The 21,721-nt window shown below is 62.6% G+C and carries 16 protein-coding genes and 1 tRNA gene; 5 read left to right on the forward strand and 12 right to left on the reverse strand.

From position 1 onward, the window contains the following. Positions 1-35 precede the first annotated feature (35 nt). The 6 genes from clpX to PSV38_RS02620 form a co-directional block, all read right to left on the reverse strand. Positions 36-1,316 (reverse strand): ATP-dependent Clp protease ATP-binding subunit ClpX, encoded by a 1,281-nt coding sequence (gene clpX / locus PSV38_RS02595; protein ID WP_300544526.1) that lies wholly within the window; start codon positions 1,314-1,316, stop codon positions 36-38. Between the two features lie 124 nt (positions 1,317-1,440). Continuing rightward, positions 1,441-2,061, reverse strand: a complete 621-nt coding sequence (clpP, locus tag PSV38_RS02600; RefSeq protein ID WP_290661829.1) for an ATP-dependent Clp endopeptidase proteolytic subunit ClpP — start codon at positions 2,059-2,061, stop codon at positions 1,441-1,443. A gap of 212 nt (positions 2,062-2,273) precedes the next feature. Then, positions 2,274-3,593, reverse strand: coding sequence for a trigger factor (gene tig, locus PSV38_RS02605; RefSeq protein ID WP_300544530.1), 1,320 nt, complete (start codon positions 3,591-3,593; stop codon positions 2,274-2,276). 38 nt (positions 3,594-3,631) lie between these two features. Next, positions 3,632-3,718 (reverse strand) — tRNA-Leu (locus PSV38_RS02610). 88 nt (positions 3,719-3,806) lie between these two features. Next, complete coding sequence (locus tag PSV38_RS02615; RefSeq protein WP_300544532.1) at positions 3,807-6,965, reverse strand: efflux RND transporter permease subunit; 3,159 nt, start codon at positions 6,963-6,965, stop codon at positions 3,807-3,809. 16 nt (positions 6,966-6,981) lie between these two features. Next, positions 6,982-8,139 carry an efflux RND transporter periplasmic adaptor subunit gene (locus PSV38_RS02620; protein WP_300544534.1) on the reverse strand — a complete coding sequence of 386 codons (1,158 nt, stop codon included), beginning with the start codon at positions 8,137-8,139 and terminating at the stop codon, positions 6,982-6,984. Between the two features lie 177 nt (positions 8,140-8,316). Between PSV38_RS02620 and PSV38_RS02625 the strand changes: the two genes are divergently transcribed. After that, positions 8,317-9,192: a squalene/phytoene synthase family protein gene (locus PSV38_RS02625; RefSeq protein ID WP_300544536.1), complete on the forward strand. Its 876-nt coding sequence runs from the start codon at positions 8,317-8,319 to the stop codon at positions 9,190-9,192. Here the strand turns inward: PSV38_RS02625 and PSV38_RS02630 are convergent. Next, entirely contained in the window at positions 9,175-10,323 is a 1,149-nt protein-coding gene (locus tag PSV38_RS02630; protein ID WP_300544538.1) for a TIGR03790 family protein, read from the reverse strand. The genes PSV38_RS02625 and PSV38_RS02630 overlap by 18 nt on opposite strands. Positions 10,324-10,447: 124 nt before the next feature. Between PSV38_RS02630 and PSV38_RS02635 the strand changes: the two genes are divergently transcribed. Further along, entirely contained in the window at positions 10,448-11,191 is a 744-nt protein-coding gene (locus PSV38_RS02635) for an IclR family transcriptional regulator (RefSeq protein WP_300544540.1), read from the forward strand. 90 nt (positions 11,192-11,281) lie between these two features. On the opposite strand, the gene pbpG is transcribed toward PSV38_RS02635, so the two are convergent. The 5 genes from pbpG to PSV38_RS02660 all read right to left on the reverse strand — a co-directional run bounded on the left by pbpG (position 11,282) and on the right by PSV38_RS02660 (position 17,507). Beyond that, positions 11,282-12,457 (reverse strand): D-alanyl-D-alanine endopeptidase, encoded by a 1,176-nt coding sequence (pbpG, locus tag PSV38_RS02640; RefSeq protein WP_300544542.1) that lies wholly within the window; start codon positions 12,455-12,457, stop codon positions 11,282-11,284. 109 nt (positions 12,458-12,566) lie between these two features. Beyond that, positions 12,567-14,108 carry a 2-isopropylmalate synthase gene (locus tag PSV38_RS02645; protein ID WP_300544545.1) on the reverse strand — a complete coding sequence of 514 codons (1,542 nt, stop codon included), beginning with the start codon at positions 14,106-14,108 and terminating at the stop codon, positions 12,567-12,569. Between the two features lie 284 nt (positions 14,109-14,392). Next, complete coding sequence (gene pssA / locus PSV38_RS02650) at positions 14,393-15,253, reverse strand: CDP-diacylglycerol--serine O-phosphatidyltransferase (protein ID WP_300544547.1); 861 nt, start codon at positions 15,251-15,253, stop codon at positions 14,393-14,395. Continuing rightward, positions 15,228-16,559, reverse strand: a complete 1,332-nt coding sequence (locus PSV38_RS02655) for a mechanosensitive ion channel domain-containing protein (RefSeq protein WP_300544549.1) — start codon at positions 16,557-16,559, stop codon at positions 15,228-15,230. The genes pssA and PSV38_RS02655 overlap by 26 nt, the downstream gene beginning before the upstream one ends. Before the next feature lie 12 nt (positions 16,560-16,571). Next, positions 16,572-17,507, reverse strand: a complete 936-nt coding sequence (locus PSV38_RS02660; RefSeq protein WP_300544552.1) for a histone deacetylase family protein — start codon at positions 17,505-17,507, stop codon at positions 16,572-16,574. Positions 17,508-17,556: 49 nt separating this feature from the next. Between PSV38_RS02660 and PSV38_RS02665 the strand changes: the two genes are divergently transcribed. Genes PSV38_RS02665 through PSV38_RS02675 form a run of 3 tightly spaced genes read left to right on the forward strand, consistent with a single transcriptional unit; the run spans position 17,557 to position 21,721 of the window. After that, on the forward strand, positions 17,557-18,525 hold the full coding sequence (locus PSV38_RS02665; RefSeq protein WP_300544554.1) for a MoxR family ATPase: 969 nt from the start codon (positions 17,557-17,559) through the stop codon (positions 18,523-18,525). Further along, the gene (locus PSV38_RS02670) at positions 18,522-19,592 is read left to right on the forward strand and encodes a DUF58 domain-containing protein (RefSeq protein WP_300544556.1); all 1,071 of its coding nucleotides are present in this window, start codon (positions 18,522-18,524) and stop codon (positions 19,590-19,592) included. The genes PSV38_RS02665 and PSV38_RS02670 overlap by 4 nt, the downstream gene beginning before the upstream one ends. After that, positions 19,589-21,721 (forward strand): DUF3488 and transglutaminase-like domain-containing protein, encoded by a 2,133-nt coding sequence (locus tag PSV38_RS02675; RefSeq protein WP_300544559.1) that lies wholly within the window; start codon positions 19,589-19,591, stop codon positions 21,719-21,721. Before PSV38_RS02670 ends, PSV38_RS02675 begins: the two co-directional genes overlap by 4 nt.

Genomic DNA, 21,721 nt, shown 5'->3' on the forward strand with positions numbered 1-21,721 from the left:
GGGGACCGACACCCATCAGAGCAGGATGTTCAGAATCAAGCGCTGGCCTTGACCTGTTCCCGGTACACCAACAAGGGCTTGGCGTTTTCATCAATGGTGGGTTCATCCAGCACCACCTTTTGCACTCCTTCCTGGGTTGGCAATTCGAACATCGTGTCCAGCAAGGATTGCTCCAGGATGGACCTCAAACCACGGGCGCCAGTCTTGCGGTTCAAAGCCTTGCGGGCAATGGCCGTCAAGGCGGCAGGACGGATCTCCAACTCGACGCCATCCATGCCCAGCAGCTGTTGATACTGCTTGATCAGCGCGTTCTTGGGTTCGGTCAGGATGCGCACCAGGGCGTCTTCCGTCAACTCCCCCAAGGTGGCGACCACGGGCATGCGGCCAATCAGTTCGGGAATGATGCCGAACTTGATCAAATCTTCGGGTTCCACTTCGCGGAACACCTCGGACAGCTTGCGGTCTTCCTTGCTCTTGACCGAGGCGCCAAAGCCGATACCGGACTTGACGGAGCGGTTCTGGATGATCTTTTCCAGGCCATCGAAGGCGCCACCGCAAATGAACAAGATGTTGGTCGTGTCGATTTGCAGGAAGTCTTGATTGGGATGCTTGCGGCCGCCTTGTGGAGGCACCGACGCCATCGTGCCTTCGATCAACTTCAGCAGGGCTTGTTGCACGCCCTCACCCGACACGTCACGCGTGATGGATGGGTTATCAGATTTGCGCGAGATCTTGTCGATTTCGTCGATGTAGACGATGCCGCGCTGGGCCTTGTCCACTTCGTAGTTGCAGTTCTGCAGCAGCTTCTGGATGATGTTTTCGACGTCTTCGCCCACGTAACCGGCTTCGGTCAGCGTGGTGGCGTCGGCAATCACGAAAGGCACGTTGAGCAACCTGGCCAGCGTCTGGGCCAGCAAGGTCTTGCCGGAGCCCGTGGGGCCAATCAGCAGGATGTTGCTCTTGGACAGCTCGATGTCAGGCTTCTTGCCCTCGCCCGTGCCCATGTGGCGCAGGCGCTTGTAGTGGTTGTACACCGCCACCGACAGCGTGCGCTTGGCGGTGTCCTGGCCAATCACGTACTGGTCGAGTTGGGCCTTGATCTCGCCGGGCGTGGGCAGATCACTCTTGGCAGGCCGGGAAGTCTGGTCCGACTCGGCCGCGACTTCATCACGGATGATGTCATTGCACAGGTCAATGCACTCGTCGCAAATGAAAACCGATGGGCCGGCGATGAGCTTCTTGACCTCGTGCTGGCTCTTACCGCAGAAGGAGCAGTACAGGATCTTTTCGCTGGAAGAGCCTTTTTTTTCGGACATGGGGCAGGCCTGTCAGTGAGTCAGCAAATGTTGGTGATGATGATAAGTCAAACGCCCAAGGAGGCGGCCGGTCGAAGAAGAAGCCTTTGCTGGGGCTTTACCTCGGATCCGGCCTGCCCAGGCATCAGGAAGCCGACGCTTGGCGCTTTTCCAGCACTTTGTCGATCAAACCGTAGGCTGCAGATTCCGAAGCCGACATGTAGTAGTCGCGTTCGGTGTCCAGCTGGATCTTTTCCAAGGTCTGACCGGTGCGCTCGGCCAGGAGGCGGTTGAGTTGCTCGCGGGTTTTCAGGATCTCACGGGCGTGGATCTCGATGTCCGTGGCCTGACCTTGCGTGCCGCCCAAAGGCTGGTGGATCATGATCTTGGAGTTGGGCAAGGCAAAACGCTTTTCCTTGGCGCCCGCGGCCAGTAGGAAGGCGCCCATGCTGGCGGCCATGCCCATGCACAGCGTGGACACGTCAGGCTTGATGAATTGCATGGTGTCGAAAATCGACATGCCTGCACTCACGCTGCCGCCTGGCGAGTTGATGTACAGCGAAATGTCCTTGTCGGGGTTTTCGCTTTCGAGAAACAGCAGTTGTGCCACGACCAGGTTGGCCGATTGGTCGTTGACCGGTCCCACCAGGAAAACCACCCGCTCGCGCAGCAAACGGCTGTAGATGTCGTAGGCGCGTTCGCCGCGGCCTGAGGTCTCGATGACCATGGGCACCAAGCCCAGGTTTTGTGTGTCCAGTGCGCTCATGTGCTTCCTTGTGGAATATTCAATGCGTGATTTGATTATGGCGCCTCGGAAGGCCCGCTAGAACGCCGGAAAAAGCGGGAGAGTGTCCTTGTCGTCTTTCCGTTGCTAGGACGCACATGGGGACGTTCCCACAAAATAAAAGGCACCTGCCTCCACTGGGGATTGGCAGGTGCCCATGCAGGGGTTGAAACCCCTGCGGGATGGGGCGCAAATCAGCCTTGCTGGCCCATCAATTCTTCAAAGCCCAGGCCCTTGTCGGTGACTTTGGCCTTGGTCAGGATGAAATCGACCACATTGGCCTCGATCACCACGGCTTCAACTTCGGCCATGCGCTGGCGGTCGCTCATGTACCAGGCCACCACTTGCTGGGGCTGCTCGTAGCTTTGCGACAGCTCGGCAATGTGCTCTTGCAATTGCTCAGGCTTGGCTTGCAGGTTGTTGTTGCGCACCAACTCGCCCACGATCAGGCCCAGGCGCACGCGGCGCTCGGCCTGAGGCTGGAACATTTCAGCGGGGATCGGGGCCTTTTCGGCATCCTTGACACCGCGAGCCTTCAGGTCGGCGCGGGCGCCTTCCACCAGGCGATCGGTTTCAGCGGCGACCAAAGACTTGGGCACATCGAACTCGGCGATCTTGAGCAGCGCGTCCATGGTGGCAGCCTTGTTGCGGCCAGCCACGCGGAACTTCACTTCGCGCTCGAGGTTCTTCTTGATGTCGGCGCGCAGCGCTTCGATCGAAGACTCGGGCAGGCCCAGGCTGGCCACGAACTCTTCGTTCACTTCGGGCAGGTTTTGCGCTTCCAGCTTCTTGAGGGTCACCAGGAAGTCGGCTTCCTTGCCGGCCACGTCTTTGCCGTGGTAGTCGTCAGGGAACTTCAGGGGGAAAGTCTTGGACTCGCCCGTCTTCATGCCACGCACGGCCTTCTCGAAAGCTTCGAGCATCTGGCCTTCGCCCAGCAGGAACTGGTAGCCCTCGGCCTTGCCGCCGTCGAACGGCACGCCGTCGATCTTGCCTTCGAAGTCGATGGTGACGCGATCACCATCGGCCGCGACTTCGGTCGCAGCGCGTTGTTCGAACGTGCGGCGTTGCTTGCGCAGGATTTCAACCGTGCGGTCGATGGCGGCTTCATTGACTTCGGCGGTCACGCGCTCGACTTCGGCGGTGGCCAGGTCGCCAATGACGACTTGGGGATAGACCTCGAAGGTGGCGTCGAACAGCAGCTTGCCTTCTTCAGCGGCAGAGCCTTCTTTTTCGGCAATGCGGGGCTGGCCAGCAACGCGCAGTTGCGCTTCAGCGGCGGCCTTGGAGAAGGCCTGGCCGACTTGGTCGTTGACGACTTCGTACTGGACGGAATAGCCGTAGCGCTGGGCGACCACGGTCATGGGCACTTTGCCCGGACGGAAGCCGTCAACCTTGACGGTGCGGGCCAGCTTCTTCAAGCGGGCGTCGACTTCGGTCCTGAGCACGTCGGCTGGCAGCGACAGCGTGATGCGTCGTTCCAGCTTGTCGAGGGTCTCCACGGTGACAGCCATGTTATGTACTCTCAAAATTAGGTGATTGATAAAAGGCCTGGTGCGCGGGGGGGGACTCGAACCCCCACACCATTGCTGGCGTCAGGACCTAAACCTGGTGCGTCTACCAATTTCGCCACCCGCGCATCGACTTTGACAACCGGACTGCACTGATGCAGCCAAGTAGGCTATTTGGTCGTAACCGCCGATTCTACCGTGCCCTGAGCACAGTTTTCATCGGCGGCTACCCTCATGCGGCCTGCGCACCCGGAACCAGGCCGCGTACATCGCTGGCAGGGCCAGCAGGGTCAAGGCGGTGGCCACGATCAGGCCCCCCATGATGGCGACGGCCATGGGGCCCCAGAACACGCTGCGCGTCAGGGGGATCATGGCCAGCACGGCGGCCGCAGCGGTCAGCACGATCGGGCGGAAACGGCGCACGGCCGCCCCGACGATGGCGTCCCAGTCGGGCACGCCCTGGGCGCGGTCTTGCTCTATCTGGTCGATCAAGATGACGGAGTTGCGCATGATCATGCCCATCAGCGCCACCACGCCCAGCAAGGCGACGAAGCCGAATGGCCGGTTCAGCAGCAGCAAGGCTGCAGCCACACCCGCGATGCCCATGGGGCCCGTCAGGAACACCAGCAAGGCGCGCGAGAAGCTTTGCAGTTGCAACATGAGCAGGGTGAAGATGATGAACAGCATGGCAGGCATGTTGGCGAAGATCGAGCCCTGGCCCTTGCTGCTTTCTTCAGCCGTGCCGGCCAGCTCGACGTGGAAGCCAGGGGGCATCTTTTGCTGCAGGGCCATCATCTGCGGCCACAGGGCCGTGCTGACGGTAGGCCCCTGAGTGCCTTCGGTGACATCGCCTTGCACCGTGATGGCGAAATGGCGGCCTTCACGCCACAGCACACCGGGCTCCCACACCAGTTGGGGCTTGCCGACCTGCAGCACCGGGACCATGCGGCCGTTTGCGGTGGGAATGTAGGAGTTGTCCAGCGCGCTCAAGGTGGCACGTTCCGACAAGGGCGTGCGCATGACGATGTCGATGAGGCGGTCCTGATCGCGGTACTGGCCCACGGTGGTGCCCGAGGTGGACACGCGAACAGCTTGCGCGATCGACTGGGTGGTCACACCCAGGGCCCGTGCTTTGGACTGGTCCACCACCAAGCGGATGGCCTTGATCGACTCGTTCCAGTTGTCGTTGACACCCGTCATGTTGGGGTGCGCACGCATCAAGGTTTTGGCTTCTTCGGCCCAGTGGCGCAATTGAGCGGGGTCTTCTCCCACGATGCGGAACTGCACAGGGTAAGGCACCGGGGGTCCGTTGGGCAACAAACGCAGGCGGGCACGGACCTCCGGAAATTCGGTGGCCAGCAATTCAGGCAAGCGGGCGCGCAGGGTTTCGCGCATTTCCGGACTGGTCGGCATGACCATGACCTGGCTGACGTTGCTCTGCGGGAAAATCTGGTCCATGGGCAGGTAGAAGCGGGGCAAGCCAGAGCCAATCCAGGTGCTGACGGCCCTGACACCATCCTCCTTCATGACCCGCGCCTCGAAGCGCTTGGCCACCGCCTCGGTGGCGTCAAAGCTGGTGCCTTCGGGCATCCACAGGTCGACCAGCACCTCGGGGCGGCTGGAATCAGGGAAGAACTGTTGCTGCACCTTGCCCATGCCCAACACCCCCAGCACCAAGGCCAGGATGGTCAGGCCAATGGTGATCCAACGGTGCTCTACACACCAGTTCACCAGGGCCTTGAAGCGGCGATAAAAGGGGGTGTCGTGCAGATCGACTTTGGGCGCACCATCCACCGTCTGGACCTTGGGCCGGGTCTTGAGCAGGTGCTGCCCCAGGTAAGGCACGAAGTACACCGAGACCACCCAGGACACGATCAAGGCGGCGGCCGTGACGGCAAAGATGGCGAAGGTGTACTCGCCCACCGCCGATTGCGCGAGGCCAATGGGCAGGAAGCCTGCGGCCGTGATCAGGGTGCCGGTCAGCATGGGCATGGCGGTGATGTCGTAGGCGGCGGTGGCGGCCGCGACCTTGTCGTAGCCCTCCTCCAGCTTGTGCACCATCATTTCGACCGCGATGATGGCGTCGTCCACCAGCAGGCCCAGGGCAATGATCAGCGCTCCCAGCGAGATCTTGTGCAGACCCACGTTCCAGAAGTACATGATCAGGAAGGTGACGGCCAGCACCAAGGGAATGGTGATGGCCACCACCAGGCCGGGCCAAATGTCCAGCCGCAAGGGCTTGGTGTGCAGGCCCAGGCTGATGAAGCTCACGGCCAGCACCACGGCGACGGCCTCAATCAACACGTGGACGAACTCGCCCACCGAGTTGGACACCGATTTTGGCTGATCCTGGATCTGGTCCAGTTCGATGCCCACGGGCAAATCGGCATGCACCTTGTCAGCCGCGGCGGTTAGATTTTTGCCCAACTGGATGATGTCGCCGCCCTTGGCCATGGAGATGCCGACCGCGATGATGTCCTTGCCGTTGTGGCGCACCTTGGTGGTGGCCGGGGACTCGTAGGCCCGGCGGATGGTGGCGACATCACCGAGTCGGGCGGTTCGGGCCTGACCCGTGGCCGGATTGACGGCCCGGATGGGCATCTGGCGCAGTTGCTCGATGGATGTGAATGCGCCGGTGACGCGCATCTGGATGCTGTCGTTGGCACCGGAGTACACGCCCGCACCCTCAACGCCGTTTTGGGCGTTGAGCTGCTGGATGAACTGCCCCATGTCCAAGCCCATCTGGGCCAGCTTTTGCTGAGGCACCTCCATGAAAATCTTTTCAGGCTGCACGCCGAAGAGCTCGACCTTGGACACGCTGGGCACGCGCAGGAATTGCGATCGAACCTTTTCGGCAAACTGGCGCAACTCTTCCGGGGTGAAGCCATCGGCCGACAGGGCATAGATGGAACCGTACACATCACCGAATTCGTCGTTGAAGAACGGGCCGACGACGCCAGGCGGCAGGGTCTGCCTGATGTCGCCAACCTTTTTGCGCACCTGGTACCAGAGGTTGGGGATTTCCTTGGGCGGCGACGAGTCCTTGACCTGCATGAAGGTCAAGGATTCGCCCGGCTTGCTGTACGAGCGGATCACGTCCGCGTAGGGCACTTCCTGCAGCGTGCGCTCAATCTTGTCGGTGACCTGTTCGGCCATCTCTTGCGCCGTGGCGCCAGGCCAATACGCCCGCACGACCATGATGCGGAAGGCAAAGGGCGGGTCTTCGTCCTGCCCTAACTGGAAATAGGCAGCCAGGCCCAGCAACATCAGCACGACCATCAGGTAGCGCGTCAGCGCCTGATGCTCCAGCGCCCAGCGGGACAGGTTGAAATGACGGGCCGAAGGATCGGGCACTTTCTTGACGATGTCGGTCACAGCGATCTCCTGGCGATCACTGCAAGACGGCAGGCTGGCTGGCCGCAGGGGCCGCCGGTGGCGCTGCAGCCAGGTCCAAGGCCGTTTGGTAGCGCTTGACCTTCTGACCGGGTTTGAGCACATGCACGCCGGCCGTCACGATCTCCTGACCGGCTTTGAGCCCACTGGCCACGATCACGATGTTGCCGGTGACATCGGCCGTGATCACGGGCTGAGCCTTGACGGTCATGCTGGCGCCATCGAGCACCCACACGGCCGACCGGCCATTCAACTCAACCAAAGCTTGCAAGGGCACCCTCAAACCCCCGGCAAAGCGCACGGGGGTGCTCAGGGCCACGGTCGCGGTTTGGCCCAGTTCGTAAGCACCCTGCCCCACGTCGGCCTTGACCAGGAAAGTGCGGGTCACGCTGTCGGTGGCGGCCGAGACTTCGCGGATCTTGGCGGGCAGCCATTCTTGGGTGCCCCAACGGCGCACCTTGATGGCGCCAGGCTTGTTCAGCAGGGCTCGCATGGTGGGCGCCATGTCTTCAGGCACCGAAAACAGGGCGTCGCGCGGGCCATCCTGGGCCAGGGTCAGCACCGGGGTGCCGGCGTTCACCACTTGCCCGGGCTCAGCATCTACCGCGGTGATGACCCCGGAGGCACCCGCCGTCAAGGTGGCGTAAGTGGCCTGGTTGCCCTGCACGCCAGCTTGGGCACGCGCTTGGCGCAAGCTGGCCTCGGCCGACTTCAGGGTGGTGCTGTGGCGATCCAGTTCGGCCACGCTGATGAAGCCTTGGCTCTTGAGCTCGTTGAAACGCTTGAAATCGGCCGCGGCCTGCGCGGCATTGGCCTCGGCCGCAGCCAAGCCGGCACGGGCGGACTCCTGCGTCAGGGTCAGATCCTGAGGATCAAGCTGCGCCAGCACTTGGCCCGGCTTGACTATCTGACCCAACTCGACCTGGCGTCGCAACACCTTGCCTGGCACCCGGAAGCTCAGCCGAGACTCAATGCGGGCGCGGATTTCGGCTGAAAACTCTCGGTCAACCGCACCTCCAGTTTCACTCAACACCAGGGTGCGCACCGCCCGGACAGGCTCAGGGGCCGAGGGCGCTTTGCCGCAACCCACGGTGGCCAGCAACAAGGGGGTTGCCAGGACAAATGCGAAAATGCGGGTCCGAGGGGGAATGCTCATGGGGTCGCTCAAAGAATGGAGGGCCCATGGCAGCGGCACATGGTTCATCCCTGTCATTGCCTGAATCCGCTGACTTTCAAGGCGCGATCGTAACTGACCAACGGGTCAGTAATCTGATTTTTTTAGGCGAGCGCGCGCCAATGGCGACAATGTGGGGTCTTTGTCCACATCCAGCCCATGCCTCAAACGCCCAATGCCCCCCCGCCCCTGATCAGGCCGGGCAGCAGTCTTTACTATGCCCTGCAATCTGCCCCGTTGACGCTGCGCCCAGCGTTGCAAGCGTGGGTCCATTGGTGGCACGAGGTCAGCGCCATCCCTTTGACCGTGAACGACCCAGGGGTGGCCCAGACCAAACTGGCTTGGTGGCACCAGGAAGTGCGCCAAAGTTTCGAGGGCAAATCTTCTCATCCCCGCCTTCGGCCCTTGTTTCAGCCCATTGCGCCGCCGGGGCAATTGCCCCCGCTAGAGGTGTGGCTGGCGCAGATCGAGGGAATGCAGGCGCTGGTGAGCCAAACGCGTTGGCTGGACGAAATCAGCCAGAGAAAACATGCGCTGGCCACGACCGGCGCCGCCTGCGAGGGCGCCGCCCATTTGCTGGGAGCCCGATCAGAGGCCGCCCTGTCTGTAGCACATGAACTGGGCTGGGGCATCCGCCAGGCGCACCACCTGGCCCGACTCGGGCAGGACGCGCGGCTGGGCTGGCTGCATACCCCGGTCAACATCTTGCAGCAACACGACGTGAAGGCGCATGAACTGCTGCGGCCATTGCCAGGCCAAGCCCCCGAACATTGGCCCGCCTTGTTGAGCTATCTGCATGCACAGGCTCGGCAAAGCTTGAAGGCGTCCTGGCAGGCCCTCGCCCAACTGCCCCGCGCCGAACGCGAGACGATGCGCCCGCTGGCGGTGTTGGCGGCGTTGCAGATCGCCTTGATTGACGAGATCGCTGCACAAGGCGAGCGCGTTTTGCACCAACGCATCATGCTGACGCCGCTGCGCAAGTGGTGGATCGCCACCCAAGTGCGCTGGGGCTGGTTTTCAGCGACCGAACGGTGAGGCCAGGGGCTCGCCCACGAACAGCCCTTGCTGCGGCCAGGCCACGCTTTTCCAGTAGGCCTCGAGAGCAGTTGCCCCTTGCAGGTAGAACCCGATCAAAGCCTGAGGATGGGGGAATTTTTGCAGGTGGGCACAAGGCTCGCTGGTCGTGCCGTAAGTGGCAGTGACGCCAGCGTCAATCCAGGACAGCACGGTCATCTGCCCATGGGGCTTGTCCAGGATGCCGCCAAACGAGGTCAGATGATCCCCCAGCGCCCCGGGCACGAACTCATTGGTGTCCAGGAAATCCACCTGGGCACGCCCCGTTTGGTACAACATGACCCGGCCCGCGTTTTTCAAGGCCTCGGTCTGGTCCAGGAAGACATCCACGCCAAAAGGCGGGTTGCTGCCCGCAGGCGGGAAAAGTTGCTGGCGCACACTGCGAACACTGTCCGAGGTGGTGACAAAGTGGGCATTCACCGCAGGCGCACCGCGCAACCCCAAGGTTCCGTCAGAGCGCACGCCGCGATCAATCAAGGCCTTGGCTGAGTCGGCGTCCTTGGCCGCCAACAACATGCTCAGGCGCATGCGATGGTCGGCGAAAGGTTTCGTGGAGCTGGACCCGAAATAGGTGGACGTTTTGGCTGGTACGGCACAGCTGTTGGAACACAACTTGGCGTCGTAGCCCATGGCCAGCGCCCCCGTGATGGAGTTGCAGTTCACCCCGTACGGAAGCCGCCAGGTCAAGGCCAGGGCCTGTACCTTGGCACCAAAAAAATGGTCGATCTGCTTTTTGAAGGCCTCGAACTCGTCGGGATCCAAGGTGGCCTTCATGGGCAGGCTGAGGCGAAGTACCCGGCTGGCTGGAATGGCGCGGGCCTTGGCGTAGTACTCCCCCACCTGGACGGAATAGGGGTCATCGGTGTTGATGACCACACCGAGGTCCTTGGCGAGGAGGTGCCCAAAAACACGCGGCATGGGCATCCAACGTCGGTCTGATGCAGCGGCCGCACCGCTGGACGCTGCGGCCTCGCTGAACTCGGCGGCCAGTGAGGGCACCGCAGCATGCACAGAACCAGCCCCCAGGAGACCAGCCACCAATCCGCCGACCCAACCCGCCCGAATCAGGACTTCATGGAAGAGATTTTTCATAAGGCGTTATCAAATCCCGGAAAGTGGGCTGATGTGCCCTTAGATGGCCCTCAAGCCACTGATTATTTCGCCGAATGACGAGGGATCCCACCTTTCAAAATGGTTTGCCACAAAGGAAAACCCGATGAGTGAATCCACTTCGCCCTCCACTTCGATCCAGGTCATGGCCAGAATGTTCAGTCTTTTGGACACATTGGCCCATCAAGGAGACTCCGTTTCTCTGAAAACCGTGAGCGAACGCACGGGTTTGCACCCATCCACCGCCCACCGTATCCTCAACGATCTGGCGGTGGGAGGCTTTGTTGAACGATCCGGCCCGGGCACCTATCGCCTGGGTTTGCGTTTGCTGCAGCTTGGCAACCTGGTCAAATCCCGCCTGGATGTGCGCGACCTGGCCATGCGCCCGATGCAAGAGTTGCACCGCCTAACTGGCCAGACCGTGGCTTTGCACATTCGCCAGGACGATGAATCGGTTTGTGTGGAGCGCACCAGCAATGAACGCAACGGCGTCCAGGTCAACCGGGTGATGGGCGCACGCACGTCTTTGGTCGCCTGCGCGACAGGCAAGGTGCTGATCAGCCAGTGGACGGCCGCGCAGTTGCACCCCCTGACTCAGGCCAACGGTACACGCGCTGACACACTGCACACCGAACTGCAAAGCGTGAGGGCCAATGGTCTGGCGGTGGATGGTGATTCGGTGGAAGCGCCCCAGCAACAGGCGGCAGCCCCCATCTTGGACGACCAGGGTCACATCGTGGCCAGCCTGGCCTTGAACACCTCCAGCTTGCGGCTGAGCGCCGAATGGGGCGAGGCGCTCAAGAGCGCGGCCAGTCGCATTTCCACCTCCCTGGGCTGGTCGGGACGCTGAACAGCCGACCCACATCAGCCAGACATGAAAAAAGGCCCAATGGGCCTTTTTCTTTGACCTGCCGAGCCACTCAGGCGGGCACGTGATCCCTCAGGATGTGACCTTGGGAATGGCAATCAGGTCGGCCGAACCACGCGGCACCTGAGGCGCCGTTTCAATCCAGCGGCGAACACGCTCGGCATCGGCCTGACGTGAGTATTTGCCTGTTGAATCCAGGAACACCATGATCAGCTTGCGACCCGCCATGCGGGCCTGCAGGACCAAGCAGCGGCCTGCTTCGACGATATAACCCGTTTTTTGCAGACCGATGTCCCAGTTAGGGCTGCGCACCAGGCTGTTGGTGGTACGGAATTGGAGCTGGCGTGCGCCCAGGTGGACGGCGTACTCGCGCGATGTAGACAACTCACGGATCAAGGGCTGCTGGTAGGCGGCTTTGACCAGGATGGCCAAGTCGCGGGCGCTGGACTGGTTCTGGCTGCTCAAGCCGGTAGGCTCAACGTACTTGGTATCGGCCATGCTCAAAAGCTGCGCCTTGCGATTCATCGCCACGACAAAGGCCTGCAAGCCCCCTGGGTAGATCCGACCCAAAGCATGCGCAGCGCGGTTCTCGGAGGACATCAAGGCCAAGTGCAACAATTCGCCCCGGGTCAGCGTGGCACCCACAGCCAGGCGGGAACTGCTGTTCTTTTCGGTGTCCACATCGTCAGAAGTGATGGTGATGGACTCGTCCAGTGACAACTTGGCCTCGACCACCACCATGGCGGTCATCAGCTTGGTCAGCGAGGCAATGGGCAACACCGCTTCGGAATTTTTGGAAAACAGAACCTCGTTGGTGTCCTGGTCCATCACGAAAGCCACGCTGGACTTGAGGTCCAGGGGATCAGGCGTGTGGTGCAGGCCATAAAGCTGGCCAAAAGAGGCGCCCGACGCCGCGGACATGCCGACGGCGGCGCCAATCGCTGTGGCCTTGATGACCGAGCCACTGGCGGGTGTGGGCCGCGACTTCACTGCGAGCCTGCGAGCTTGGGCGCGCGAGATCTTGACGGGACCACGCGCACGAACAACGCGGGAGGTGCGCACATTGCTGGCCTTGACCCGGTTGCTTTGAACGTCACGTGTGGACTTGGCCGTGGCGGTGGTGCGGGCCTTTGACTTGGTTTTGGCCTTGGCCTCGGCCAAGCCTGGCGTGCTCAAGGCCAGACAGGCCACCGACAGCATCACCAACAACGTCAAACAGCTTTTCTTGAACTTCTTGAGCACGACCATCACAGCCCTTTCGTCACAGTGCGAAGTGTAATTAAAAAGGCGCGCCAGATCAATGACTTACGCGCCTTTTGTAAAGTGACCTCGCCATTCAGGCCATCATGATCAGGATTTACCCCTGGGCAGCCACCTTTTCGGCCTTGCTGCGCAGCTTGTTCAAAGCTGACATGTAGGCTTTGGCAGATGCCACGACGATGTCCGGATCGGCTCCGACCCCATTGACCACGCGCCCACTGTGTTGCAAACGAACGGTCACCTCTCCCTGTGATTCTGTGCTCCCGGAGGTGATCGCATTGACCGAGTAGAGGACGATTTCCGCGCCACTTTTCACAACAGCCTCGATTGCCTTGAGACTGGCGTCCACCGGGCCATTGCCATCGCTCTCGGATTGGTGTTCAACATCGCCAGCTGCGAACACGACACTGGCGTGCGGACGCTCACCCATTTCCGAATGTTGGGACAAGGCGACCAGGCGGTAATGGTCCTGTTCGGCAGTCAGGCTTTCGTCGCCCACCAGGGCAATGATGTCCTCGTCGAAAATCTCGCTTTTGCGGTCGGCCAGTTCCTTGAACTTGGCGAAAGCGGCGTTGATGTCGGCCTCGGAGTCGATCGTGATGCCCAGTTCGGTCAGGCGTTGCTTGAAGGCATTGCGGCCCGACAGCTTGCCCAGCACGATCTTGTTGGCGGCCCAGCCCACGTCTTCGGCACGCATGATTTCGTAGGTGTCGCGCGCTTTGAGCACGCCGTCCTGGTGGATCCCGGAGGCGTGCGCGAAGGCGTTGGCACCCACCACGGCCTTGTTGGGCTGCACCACGAAACCGGTGGTTTGCGAGACAAGGCGCGAGGCCGGCATGATCTGCGTGGTGTCGATGCCCACGTCCAGACCAAAGTAATCGCGGCGTGTGCGCACCGCCATCACCACCTCTTCGAGCGCGGCGTTGCCGGCGCGTTCGCCCAGGCCATTGATGGTGCATTCCACCTGCCGCGCGCCGCCAATCTTGACACCAGCCAGCGAGTTGGCCACGGCCATGCCCAGGTCGTTGTGGCAGTGCACCGACCAGATCGCCTTGTCGGAATTGGGCACGCGCTCGCGCAGGGTCTTGATGAAGCTGCCGTACAGGTCGGGGATGCCGTAGCCCACCGTGTCAGGGATGTTGATGGTGCTGGCACCCTCGTTGATGACGGCCTCGATCACGCGGCTGAGGTAGTCCATGTCCGAGCGGTAGCCATCTTCGGCCGAGAACTCGACATCGCTGGTCAGGTTGCGGGCAAAGCGCACCGACAGCTTGGCCTGCTCGAGCACCTGCTCGGGCGACATGCGCAGCTTCTTCTCCATGTGCAGGGCGCTGGTGGCGATGAAGGTGTGGATGCGCCAGGAGTTGGCGCCCTTCAGGGCTTCGGCGGCACGGGCGATATCGCGGTCATTGGCGCGGGCCAGCGAGCAAACGGTGGAATCCTTGATCGCCGCGGCAATCGCCTTGACGGCTTCGAAATCACCATTGGATGAGGCGGCAAAACCGGCCTCGATCACGTCCACCTTGAGGCGCTCCAACTGGCGGGCGATGCGCAGCTTTTCTTCGCGGGTCATGGAGGCGCCGGGCGATTGCTCGCCATCGCGCAAGGTGGTGTCAAAAATGATGAGTTTGTCGGTCATGGTGGTCTCCGTGGGACAAGTCAAAGGGTCTGGTCAAACCTCAGCACTGGGGGCTGTTGGGTTTGGAGACACTTGAAATGACTGCTACCAAACAAAACGGCCCGCGGGCAATGCTGGCGGGCCGTTTTGCGAAAGTTCGGATGTGTACTGGGTACAAACGAAAGCGATCAACGCGCCCGGGGCACTCCTAGAAGTAGTGGCAGGTTGGCGTTGAAGGTCGTCATGGAAAGCAATATAGCACGCGACTCATGGCTTGATACTGGGCAAAAGCCCCGAAAAAGCGATCAGCGGTGCAGCCCTTCTTCATCGGGCTCGTCGGTCGAGGTGGAAATCACACTCACCGGTTTGCCCTTCAGGCGCTTCCACACATAAACGCCGTAGCCGGAGACGCCGTAGACCACGAAAACGCCGAAAAGCACCACGGGAGGGTGGATGGTCACCACCGCAATGCCCAGGGCGATGGCCACGATCACGATGAAGGGCACCGTGCGTTTGAAACTGACGTCCTTGAAACTGTAAAACGGCACGTTGGTCACCATGGTGAGCCCAGCGTACAGGGTGAAGCCGAATGCCAGCCAGATCATCCACGGTGCTGAGCGCAACACCGGGTCGAGGTCGGTCACCACCCAGATCAGGCCGATCACCAAAGCGGCGGCTGCCGGGCTGGGCAGGCCCTGGAAGAAGCGTTTGTCAACCACGCCGATGTTGGTGTTGAACCGGGCCAGTCGCAGGGCGGCACAGGAGCAATACACAAAGGCGGCGATCCAGCCCCATTTACCCAGGCCTTTCAAGGCCCATTCGTAGACGATGAGCGCAGGCGCGGCACCGAAGGACACCATGTCCGACAGGCTGTCCATCTGCTCGCCGAAGGCGCTTTGGGTGTTGGTCATGCGGGCCACCCGGCCGTCCAGGCTGTCCAGCACCATGGCGCAGAAAATGCCGATGGCGGACTGCTCGAATTGCCCATTCATGGCCATCACGATGCCGTAAAAACCGCCAAACAGCGCGGCCAGCGTGAACAGGTTCGGCAAGATGAAGATGCCCTTGCGGCGCCGACGCGTGCTAGGTGAATCTTCCGTGTCGTCCAGGGGCAGATCGACCACTCGGGTCGAGGCTGGGTCAGGTTGCGTCGTGGGTGATGTCATGTTCGGGGGAGGATACCTCAAGCGGCCCACGCACATGAACCACCCTTTGAGGATAGGGAATATCGACTGCCAACTGATTCAGCGTGGCCAGAATGGCCAGATTGACCTCGGAGCGCGCTGCCAATTGGCCATTTTCAGGGTCGGCGATCCAGAAGGCCACGGTCAGGCCCAGGCCGTCCGGGGCGAAGGTCGTCAAGTGAACCGCCGGCGCCGGGCTGGGCAGGATGCGGGGCACCTTGGCCACGGCCTCGGCCAACAAAGGGCGCAGCCAGTCCAGGTCGGTGCCATAGGCCACTTGCACCTCGGTCATGAGCAGCAGCTTGTTGTCGGCCAGCGAGGCGTTTTCAACCCGCTGGGTGATCAGCATTTCATTGGGAACGATGGCTTCGCGGCCCGCCGACGAGCGCAGCACGGTATACCGGGTGTTGATGTCGGTGATGCGGCCTTCGAAGTTGTCGACTTTGACCAGATCGCCAATGCGCAAACTGCGTTCAGCCAGGATGACAAAGCCGCTGACGTAATTGGCCGCCAGCTTTTGCAGGCCAAAACCGACGCCCACACCGATGGCGCCGCCCAGCACCGACAGCGCGGTCAGGTCGATGCCCACGGCCGACAAGGCCATCATCAAGCCCACGGTCAACAGCAGGGCCCGGGACAGGTTGGCCATGATCTTGCGCAGCGACATGTTGTCGGTGGCGCCTTTGAGCAGGCGGTTCTCGATGGCCGAGGACAGCGACAACGACAGGATCAGCACCAGCACCGCGCTGAATGCACCCTCGATCAGGTTGCGCAGGCTGACCTGGCTGGAACCGATCTTCCAGGTGATGCCATCCAGCTCGTCCAGCAGCAAAGGCATCACCCCGATGATCCACAGCACGCTGCCCACCCAGGCCATCCAGGACACAGTGCGTTCGATGACGCGCATGGCGGGTGCGTTGGGAAACACCACGCCCAGCACCTTGACGGTTAGCCGGATGACGGCCAGGGACACCAGCACCGGGATGGCCACGCGGAACACGGCCAAGGGGATCTCGACACCCGCCAGGAAGCGGCGCGCACCCAGTGCCAGCAGGAGCGCCAGGATGGGAAACAGCACGCCGTCCACCACATGCTGGCCGAACCAGATGGACTTGGGGTCGGCTTGCCGGCCACGCATCAAGCGCACGATCAGCCAGGCACCGCCCAGGCAGGCGAGCAGGAGGCCCAGTTCAGCCAGGGCGGTGGGTTGCTGCAGTTGAGTCCAGAGTTTGGTGAGTTCTTCGGCCGTCAGGGGCTGGGCGGAGTGCAGAGAAGACGTTGTCGGCATGGGTGAAAAAAGTCATTCGTCGATCAACACGCGCAGGTGGGCCGCGACGCTGCGGCCCAAGGCGTCCAGGTTGTAGCCACCTTCCAGGCAGGAGACGATCCGGCCTTTGGCAAAGCGCTTGGCCACGTCCATGATTTTGCTGGTGATCCAGGCGTAGTCGGCTTCGACCAGGCCCAAGCCACCCATGTCGTCCTCGCGGTGGCCGTCAAAACCGGCGGAGATGAAAATCATCTCGGGCTGAAAGAACTCCAGCCGATGAATCCAGTAGGTTTCCACGATTTCGCGGATCACCTTCCCGTTGCTGCGGGCCGGCACAGGCACGTTGACCATGTTGGCGGCGTGGCACTCCTCACCGCTGTAGGGGTAGAAGGGATGTTGGTAAAAGCTGACCATCAAGACGCGGTCATCGTTGGCCAGGATGTCTTGCGTGCCGTTGCCGTGGTGAACATCAAAGTCCACGATGGCCACCCGCTTGAGGCCCCGCACGTCCAGGGCATGGCGGGCCGCCACGGCCACGTTGTTGAACAGGCAAAAGCCCATGGTTTGCCGACGTGTGGCATGGTGGCCGGGCGGGCGCACTGCGCAAAAGGCGTTGTCAAGTTGCCCATCGATGACGGCATCGGTGGCGGCCACGGCAGCCCCCGCTGCGCGCCATGCGGCGGAGCGGGTGCCCGGGCAAGCCAGGGTGTCAGGGTCAAGCGCGCGGGTGTCGCCGGTGGCTTCCAACTGGTGCAGGAAATCATCCAACGTCGCGACGTAGTTGCTCTCGTGAGCCAGACTCAAGTCGGACAGTTTGGCGAGCGGCGCTTCGCGCTGCAACATCATGGCGTCCAGGCCCTGACCCCTAAGGTGATCGGCGATGGCGAGCAAGCGCTGGGGACACTCGGGGTGGCCCGGGCCCATGTCGTGGGCCAGGCAATCTGGATGGGTGAAATAACCGGTCGCCATGGGTCAGTCCCGCGCGGTGTGGTCCGCCGGTTTGGGTTAAGGTAATGCCATGCTTCTTCGCACCGAACCGCTCCCCGCCGCAGCGTCAAGCGCCGCCGCCTTGAAAGCCTCGCAGATCACACAGCTCGTTGATCAGATTAGCACGATCATCGTGGGCAAACGAGAGCAGGTCACCCTCAGTGTGATCTGCCTGCTGGCTGGCGGCCATCTGCTGATCGAAGACGTGCCGGGTGTGGGCAAAACCACCTTGTCGCAAGCCCTGGCACGTTGCCTGGGCCTGAGCTTTTCGCGCATCCAGTTCACGGCCGACCTGCTGCCCTCCGACTTGATCGGGGTGAGCGTGTATGAACGCCAGCGCGAAGAGTTCGTCTTTCACCCCGGGCCTGTTTTTGCGCAGGTGCTGCTGGCCGATGAAATCAACCGGGCGGGGCCCCGCACCCAGAGCGCCTTGCTGGAGGCCATGGAAGAACGCCAGGTGTCGGTGGAAGGCGAAACACGCCCCCTGCCCTCGCCGTTTTTCGTGATCGCCACGCAGAACCCATCCGAACAACTGGGCACGCATCCGCTGCCTGAGTCTCAGCTGGACCGGTTTGCCATGCGCTTGTCATTGGGCTACCCCGACCCGGCCTCGGAGCGCGCCTTGCTGATGGGAGAAGACCGGCGCGAAGCCATTCAGCACTTGCAGCCTTTGCTGTCGCCCAGCGAATGGGCGGCGTGGCAGGCCAAGGTGAACACCATCCACGTGGCCGATGCTTTGCTGGACTACCTGCAGGCCCTGCTGACCGCCACACGCGATGGCCGCTGGTTTGCGCAGGGGCTCAGCCCACGGGCGGGCTTGTCCTTGCTCAAATTGGCCAAGGCACGCGCCTTGTTCCTGGGACGCGGGCACGTGTCGCCGGAGGACATCCAAACCTTGTGGGTGCCCACCGTGGCGCACCGCTTGGTATCGCTGCCGCAATCAGGCCGCAGTGCCGCCGCCCAGGCGCGCGCACTGCTGGAGGCCACCCAAGTGCCATGAGCACCGTGGATCCCTTCATGTGGCTGGTGCGGCGGCCGCAGGTGTGGTGGCGCCAATGGTGGGAGTCGCGCTTGCAACCGCGCGAGCAGGTCACCTTCACCCAGCGCAACCTGTACATCCTGCCCACGCCGGCCGGTTGGGGCTTTGCCGGGGTGATCATGGTGATGCTGCTGGCCTCCATCAACGAGCAGATCAACCTGGGCTATGCGCTGACCTTCATGGTCAGTGGTGCGGCCTTGATGACGATGCACATCACGCACGCCAATGTGCGCGGCTTGAGCCTGCGCTTGCTGCCCTTGCGCAGCCTGCACGCTGGCGATGTGCTGCGGGTGGGCGTGGTCTTGGCCCACACGGGCAAACGCCGCGGGCGTTTTGGCCTGGAATTGAAAGTGACCCGACCCATTGCCGCCGGCATCGCTTCGCACGAGGAGGCCAAGGTCGAGTGCGAGGTGGGGCCTGCCAGTGAAACCACCGTAGAGATGGATGTGCCCGCCGCCCTGCGTGGCTGGCTGGACCTGCCACGTTTGACGCTGCAAAGCCGCTATCCCTTGGGCCTGTTCCGGGCCTGGGGCTATTGGCGCCCCCAGGGCCGGGTGCTGGTCTGGCCCACGCTTGACCCTTTTGCCCCGCCCTTGCCCAACAGCGCCAGCGAGGTGCCGGATGCGCACACCGTTCGCACCTTCATCCCGTCGGCCGAGATGCCCGAGGGCTTGAGGGCCTACCGGCGTGGTGACCCGCTGCGTTGGATTGCCTGGAAAAAATCAAGCCATGCGCTGGCCTCGGGCACAGGCCTGGTCAGCCGCGAACCGGCCGCCGGCCGCACGCCCGACCTGTGGCTGGACTGGGACCACAGCCCAGGACTGAAGGGGCTGGACGCTGAAGCACGCCTGAGCCGCCTGGCGAGTTGGGTGATCCTGGCCGACCAGCAAACAGGCATGGCCTATGGGCTGAAATTGCCCGGCCAGACCATTGACTGTGGCCAAGGTAGCGCCCACCTCAGGGCCTGCCTGGATGCCTTGGCCGTCTGGGGCCTGGTGGCGCCCCCGCCTCGAAAGGTTCGCCAATGAGGCTCCCTCCGCTGGCCATCAGCCGCGAAGGCCGCGACACCTTGTGGCTGTTGGCGACACTGGCCTTGATCATGGCCCCACACGCCGCCCGCTTGCCGCTGTGGTGCGCCGTGGGTGCCACGCTGGCCATGCTGTGGCGCGCCCACATGGCCTGGCGGGACAGCCGCCTGCCGCCACGCTGGGTACTGCTGGTCGCCCTGGCCGCTTGTGTGGGTCTGACCTTGTTGACCCACCGCGCGCTGTTTGGCCGTGAGGCGGGCGTGACCCTGGTGGTCGTGTTGACTGGACTGAAGACGCTGGAGCTGCGCGCCCGCCGCGATGCCTTCGTCGTGACCTCGCTGGGTTTTTTCCTGATCCTCACTCAGTTCCTGTACTCACAAAGCATCTTGCTGGCTGCCTTGATGGCACTGGCCGTGTGGGGGTTGATGACCTCGCTGGTGCTGGCTCAGCGACCTTTGGGCCGCCCACCTCTGCTGACCGTGGCCCGCGAGGCTGGGCGCACGCTGGTCTGGGGGGCGCCCTTGATGCTGGTGCTGTTTTTGCTGTTCCCCCGCATTGGCCCGCTGTGGGCCTTGCCCTCGGACGCTCAAGCGCGCTCGGGCCTGTCGGACAGCTTGACCCTGGGCAATGTGGCCGAACTGGCCCTGGATGACAGCATTGCGATGCACTTGCGTTTTGACAGCCCCCCGCCCGCCCCATCGGAGATGTATTTCCGTGGGCCGGTGTTGGACGACTTTGACGGGCAAACCTGGCGCACCCGCCGCCCGCGCCTCGACGACGCACGCGAAGACACAGAGCACGCGCCCGTCGATACACGTGGCCCGGCCATTCGCTACCAACTCACGATGGAGGCCACCCACGCCAGAATCTTGCCTCTGCTGGAAGCCACGCTGAAGGTTCAAACACCGGTGCAACAGGCCGCCTTGAGGTTGGAGCGACAAGGCCTGGCCTGGACTCTGGGCAGCGCACTCCATGAGCGAATCCAACTTGATGCGCAAGCCTGGACACAGTTCCGCCACGGCGTGGACCTGACCCCGCAAGAGCTGGCCACCTGGGTGCAATTGCCACGCGGATTCAACCCCCGCACCATCGCCTGGGCTCAATCCTTCCAACGCGATCCGGCCCTGGCGCAAGCCAACCCACGGCAACTGGTTCAAGCCGTGCTGGCCCACATCCGCCGAGAGAACTACAGCTACACCCTGGCGCCCGGCGATGAAGATGTCTCGCCAGACCAACCGCAGCCGCACCAGATCGACCGCTTCTGGCTGGACCGGCGCGCCGGTTTTTGCGAACACTTCGCCTCATCCTTCGTGGTGGTGATGCGGGCCATGGGCGTGCCCAGCCGCGTGGTGACGGGCTACCAAGGCGCCGAGCTCAACACCGTCAACGGCCTGTACATCATCAGGAACAGCCACGCCCACGCCTGGGCCGAATACTGGCAAGCGGGTGAAGGGTGGGTGCGCTCTGACCCCACCGCCGCGGTCGCACCCGAGCGGATTGACCGCAGCCGCCCATTGGCAGCACCCCGCAGCGGACTGGTCGGCACCCTACCCCAGTTCGACTCGCCCGTCTGGCGCCAAGGCAAGGCATTCCTGGAGGCCACCAACCACCGCTGGAATGTCTGGGTCTTGCAATATTCCCGAGGCCGTCAGCAGCAATTGCTGGGCAAGCTGGGTTGGGATGCCAACGACTGGACGGACATTGCTCGGGCCTTGACCATCGCCTTGTCGGCCATTGCCCTGGCCGGCGTGGGCTGGCTGTGGCTGACCCGCGAACGCCTCCACCAGTCGCCCTGGTTGCGCCCCTTGGGGCAAGTCCACCGTGCCCTGGTCAGAGCCGGCATTCCGCCACCCGGCGGCCTGGCCCCGGCCTCGGCGCTGAACTGGGTGCGGTCCTTGCAAAACCTGGGGCCCTCTGATGACGAACGCCAGGTGAAGCTGGTGAGCCAGATGGTGTCCGCACTGCAAGTGCTGGATGCCCTGCGCTATGGACCGAACCTGGATGCGGCTGGCCAGCCCCTCAAGTCACGCCAGCAGTTGGCCCAAGCCAGGCCCCTGCTCAAGTCCATCGAAGAGGGTGCCCGCCAGTGGCGCTCGCACAGGGCCAAGGTGCGGCTTCGGGCACACTGA

It is taken from the genome of Aquabacterium sp. (genome assembly GCF_029946005.1).
Classification (GTDB): Bacteria; Pseudomonadota; Gammaproteobacteria; order Burkholderiales; family Burkholderiaceae_C; genus Aquabacterium.

What these genes read in the sequence shown, in the direction of transcription:
- clpX (WP_300544526.1), bottom strand. Translation starts at nt 1,316, where the DNA reads ATGTCCGAAAAAAAAGGCTCTTCCAGCGAAAAGATCCTGTACTGCTCC.
- clpP (WP_290661829.1), bottom strand. Translation starts at nt 2,061, where the DNA reads ATGAGCGCACTGGACACACAAAACCTGGGCTTGGTGCCCATGGTCATC.
- tig (WP_300544530.1), bottom strand. Translation starts at nt 3,593, where the DNA reads ATGGCTGTCACCGTGGAGACCCTCGACAAGCTGGAACGACGCATCACG.
- PSV38_RS02620 (WP_300544534.1), bottom strand. Translation starts at nt 8,139, where the DNA reads ATGAGCATTCCCCCTCGGACCCGCATTTTCGCATTTGTCCTGGCAACC.
- PSV38_RS02625 (WP_300544536.1), top strand. Translation starts at nt 8,317, where the DNA reads ATGCCTCAAACGCCCAATGCCCCCCCGCCCCTGATCAGGCCGGGCAGC.
- PSV38_RS02630 (WP_300544538.1), bottom strand. Translation starts at nt 10,323, where the DNA reads ATGAAAAATCTCTTCCATGAAGTCCTGATTCGGGCGGGTTGGGTCGGC.
- PSV38_RS02635 (WP_300544540.1), top strand. Translation starts at nt 10,448, where the DNA reads ATGAGTGAATCCACTTCGCCCTCCACTTCGATCCAGGTCATGGCCAGA.
- pbpG (WP_300544542.1), bottom strand. Translation starts at nt 12,457, where the DNA reads ATGGTCGTGCTCAAGAAGTTCAAGAAAAGCTGTTTGACGTTGTTGGTG.
- PSV38_RS02645 (WP_300544545.1), bottom strand. Translation starts at nt 14,108, where the DNA reads ATGACCGACAAACTCATCATTTTTGACACCACCTTGCGCGATGGCGAG.
- pssA (WP_300544547.1), bottom strand. Translation starts at nt 15,253, where the DNA reads ATGACATCACCCACGACGCAACCTGACCCAGCCTCGACCCGAGTGGTC.
- PSV38_RS02655 (WP_300544549.1), bottom strand. Translation starts at nt 16,559, where the DNA reads ATGCCGACAACGTCTTCTCTGCACTCCGCCCAGCCCCTGACGGCCGAA.
- PSV38_RS02660 (WP_300544552.1), bottom strand. Translation starts at nt 17,507, where the DNA reads ATGGCGACCGGTTATTTCACCCATCCAGATTGCCTGGCCCACGACATG.
- PSV38_RS02665 (WP_300544554.1), top strand. Translation starts at nt 17,557, where the DNA reads ATGCTTCTTCGCACCGAACCGCTCCCCGCCGCAGCGTCAAGCGCCGCC.
- PSV38_RS02670 (WP_300544556.1), top strand. Translation starts at nt 18,522, where the DNA reads ATGAGCACCGTGGATCCCTTCATGTGGCTGGTGCGGCGGCCGCAGGTG.
- PSV38_RS02675 (WP_300544559.1), top strand. Translation starts at nt 19,589, where the DNA reads ATGAGGCTCCCTCCGCTGGCCATCAGCCGCGAAGGCCGCGACACCTTG.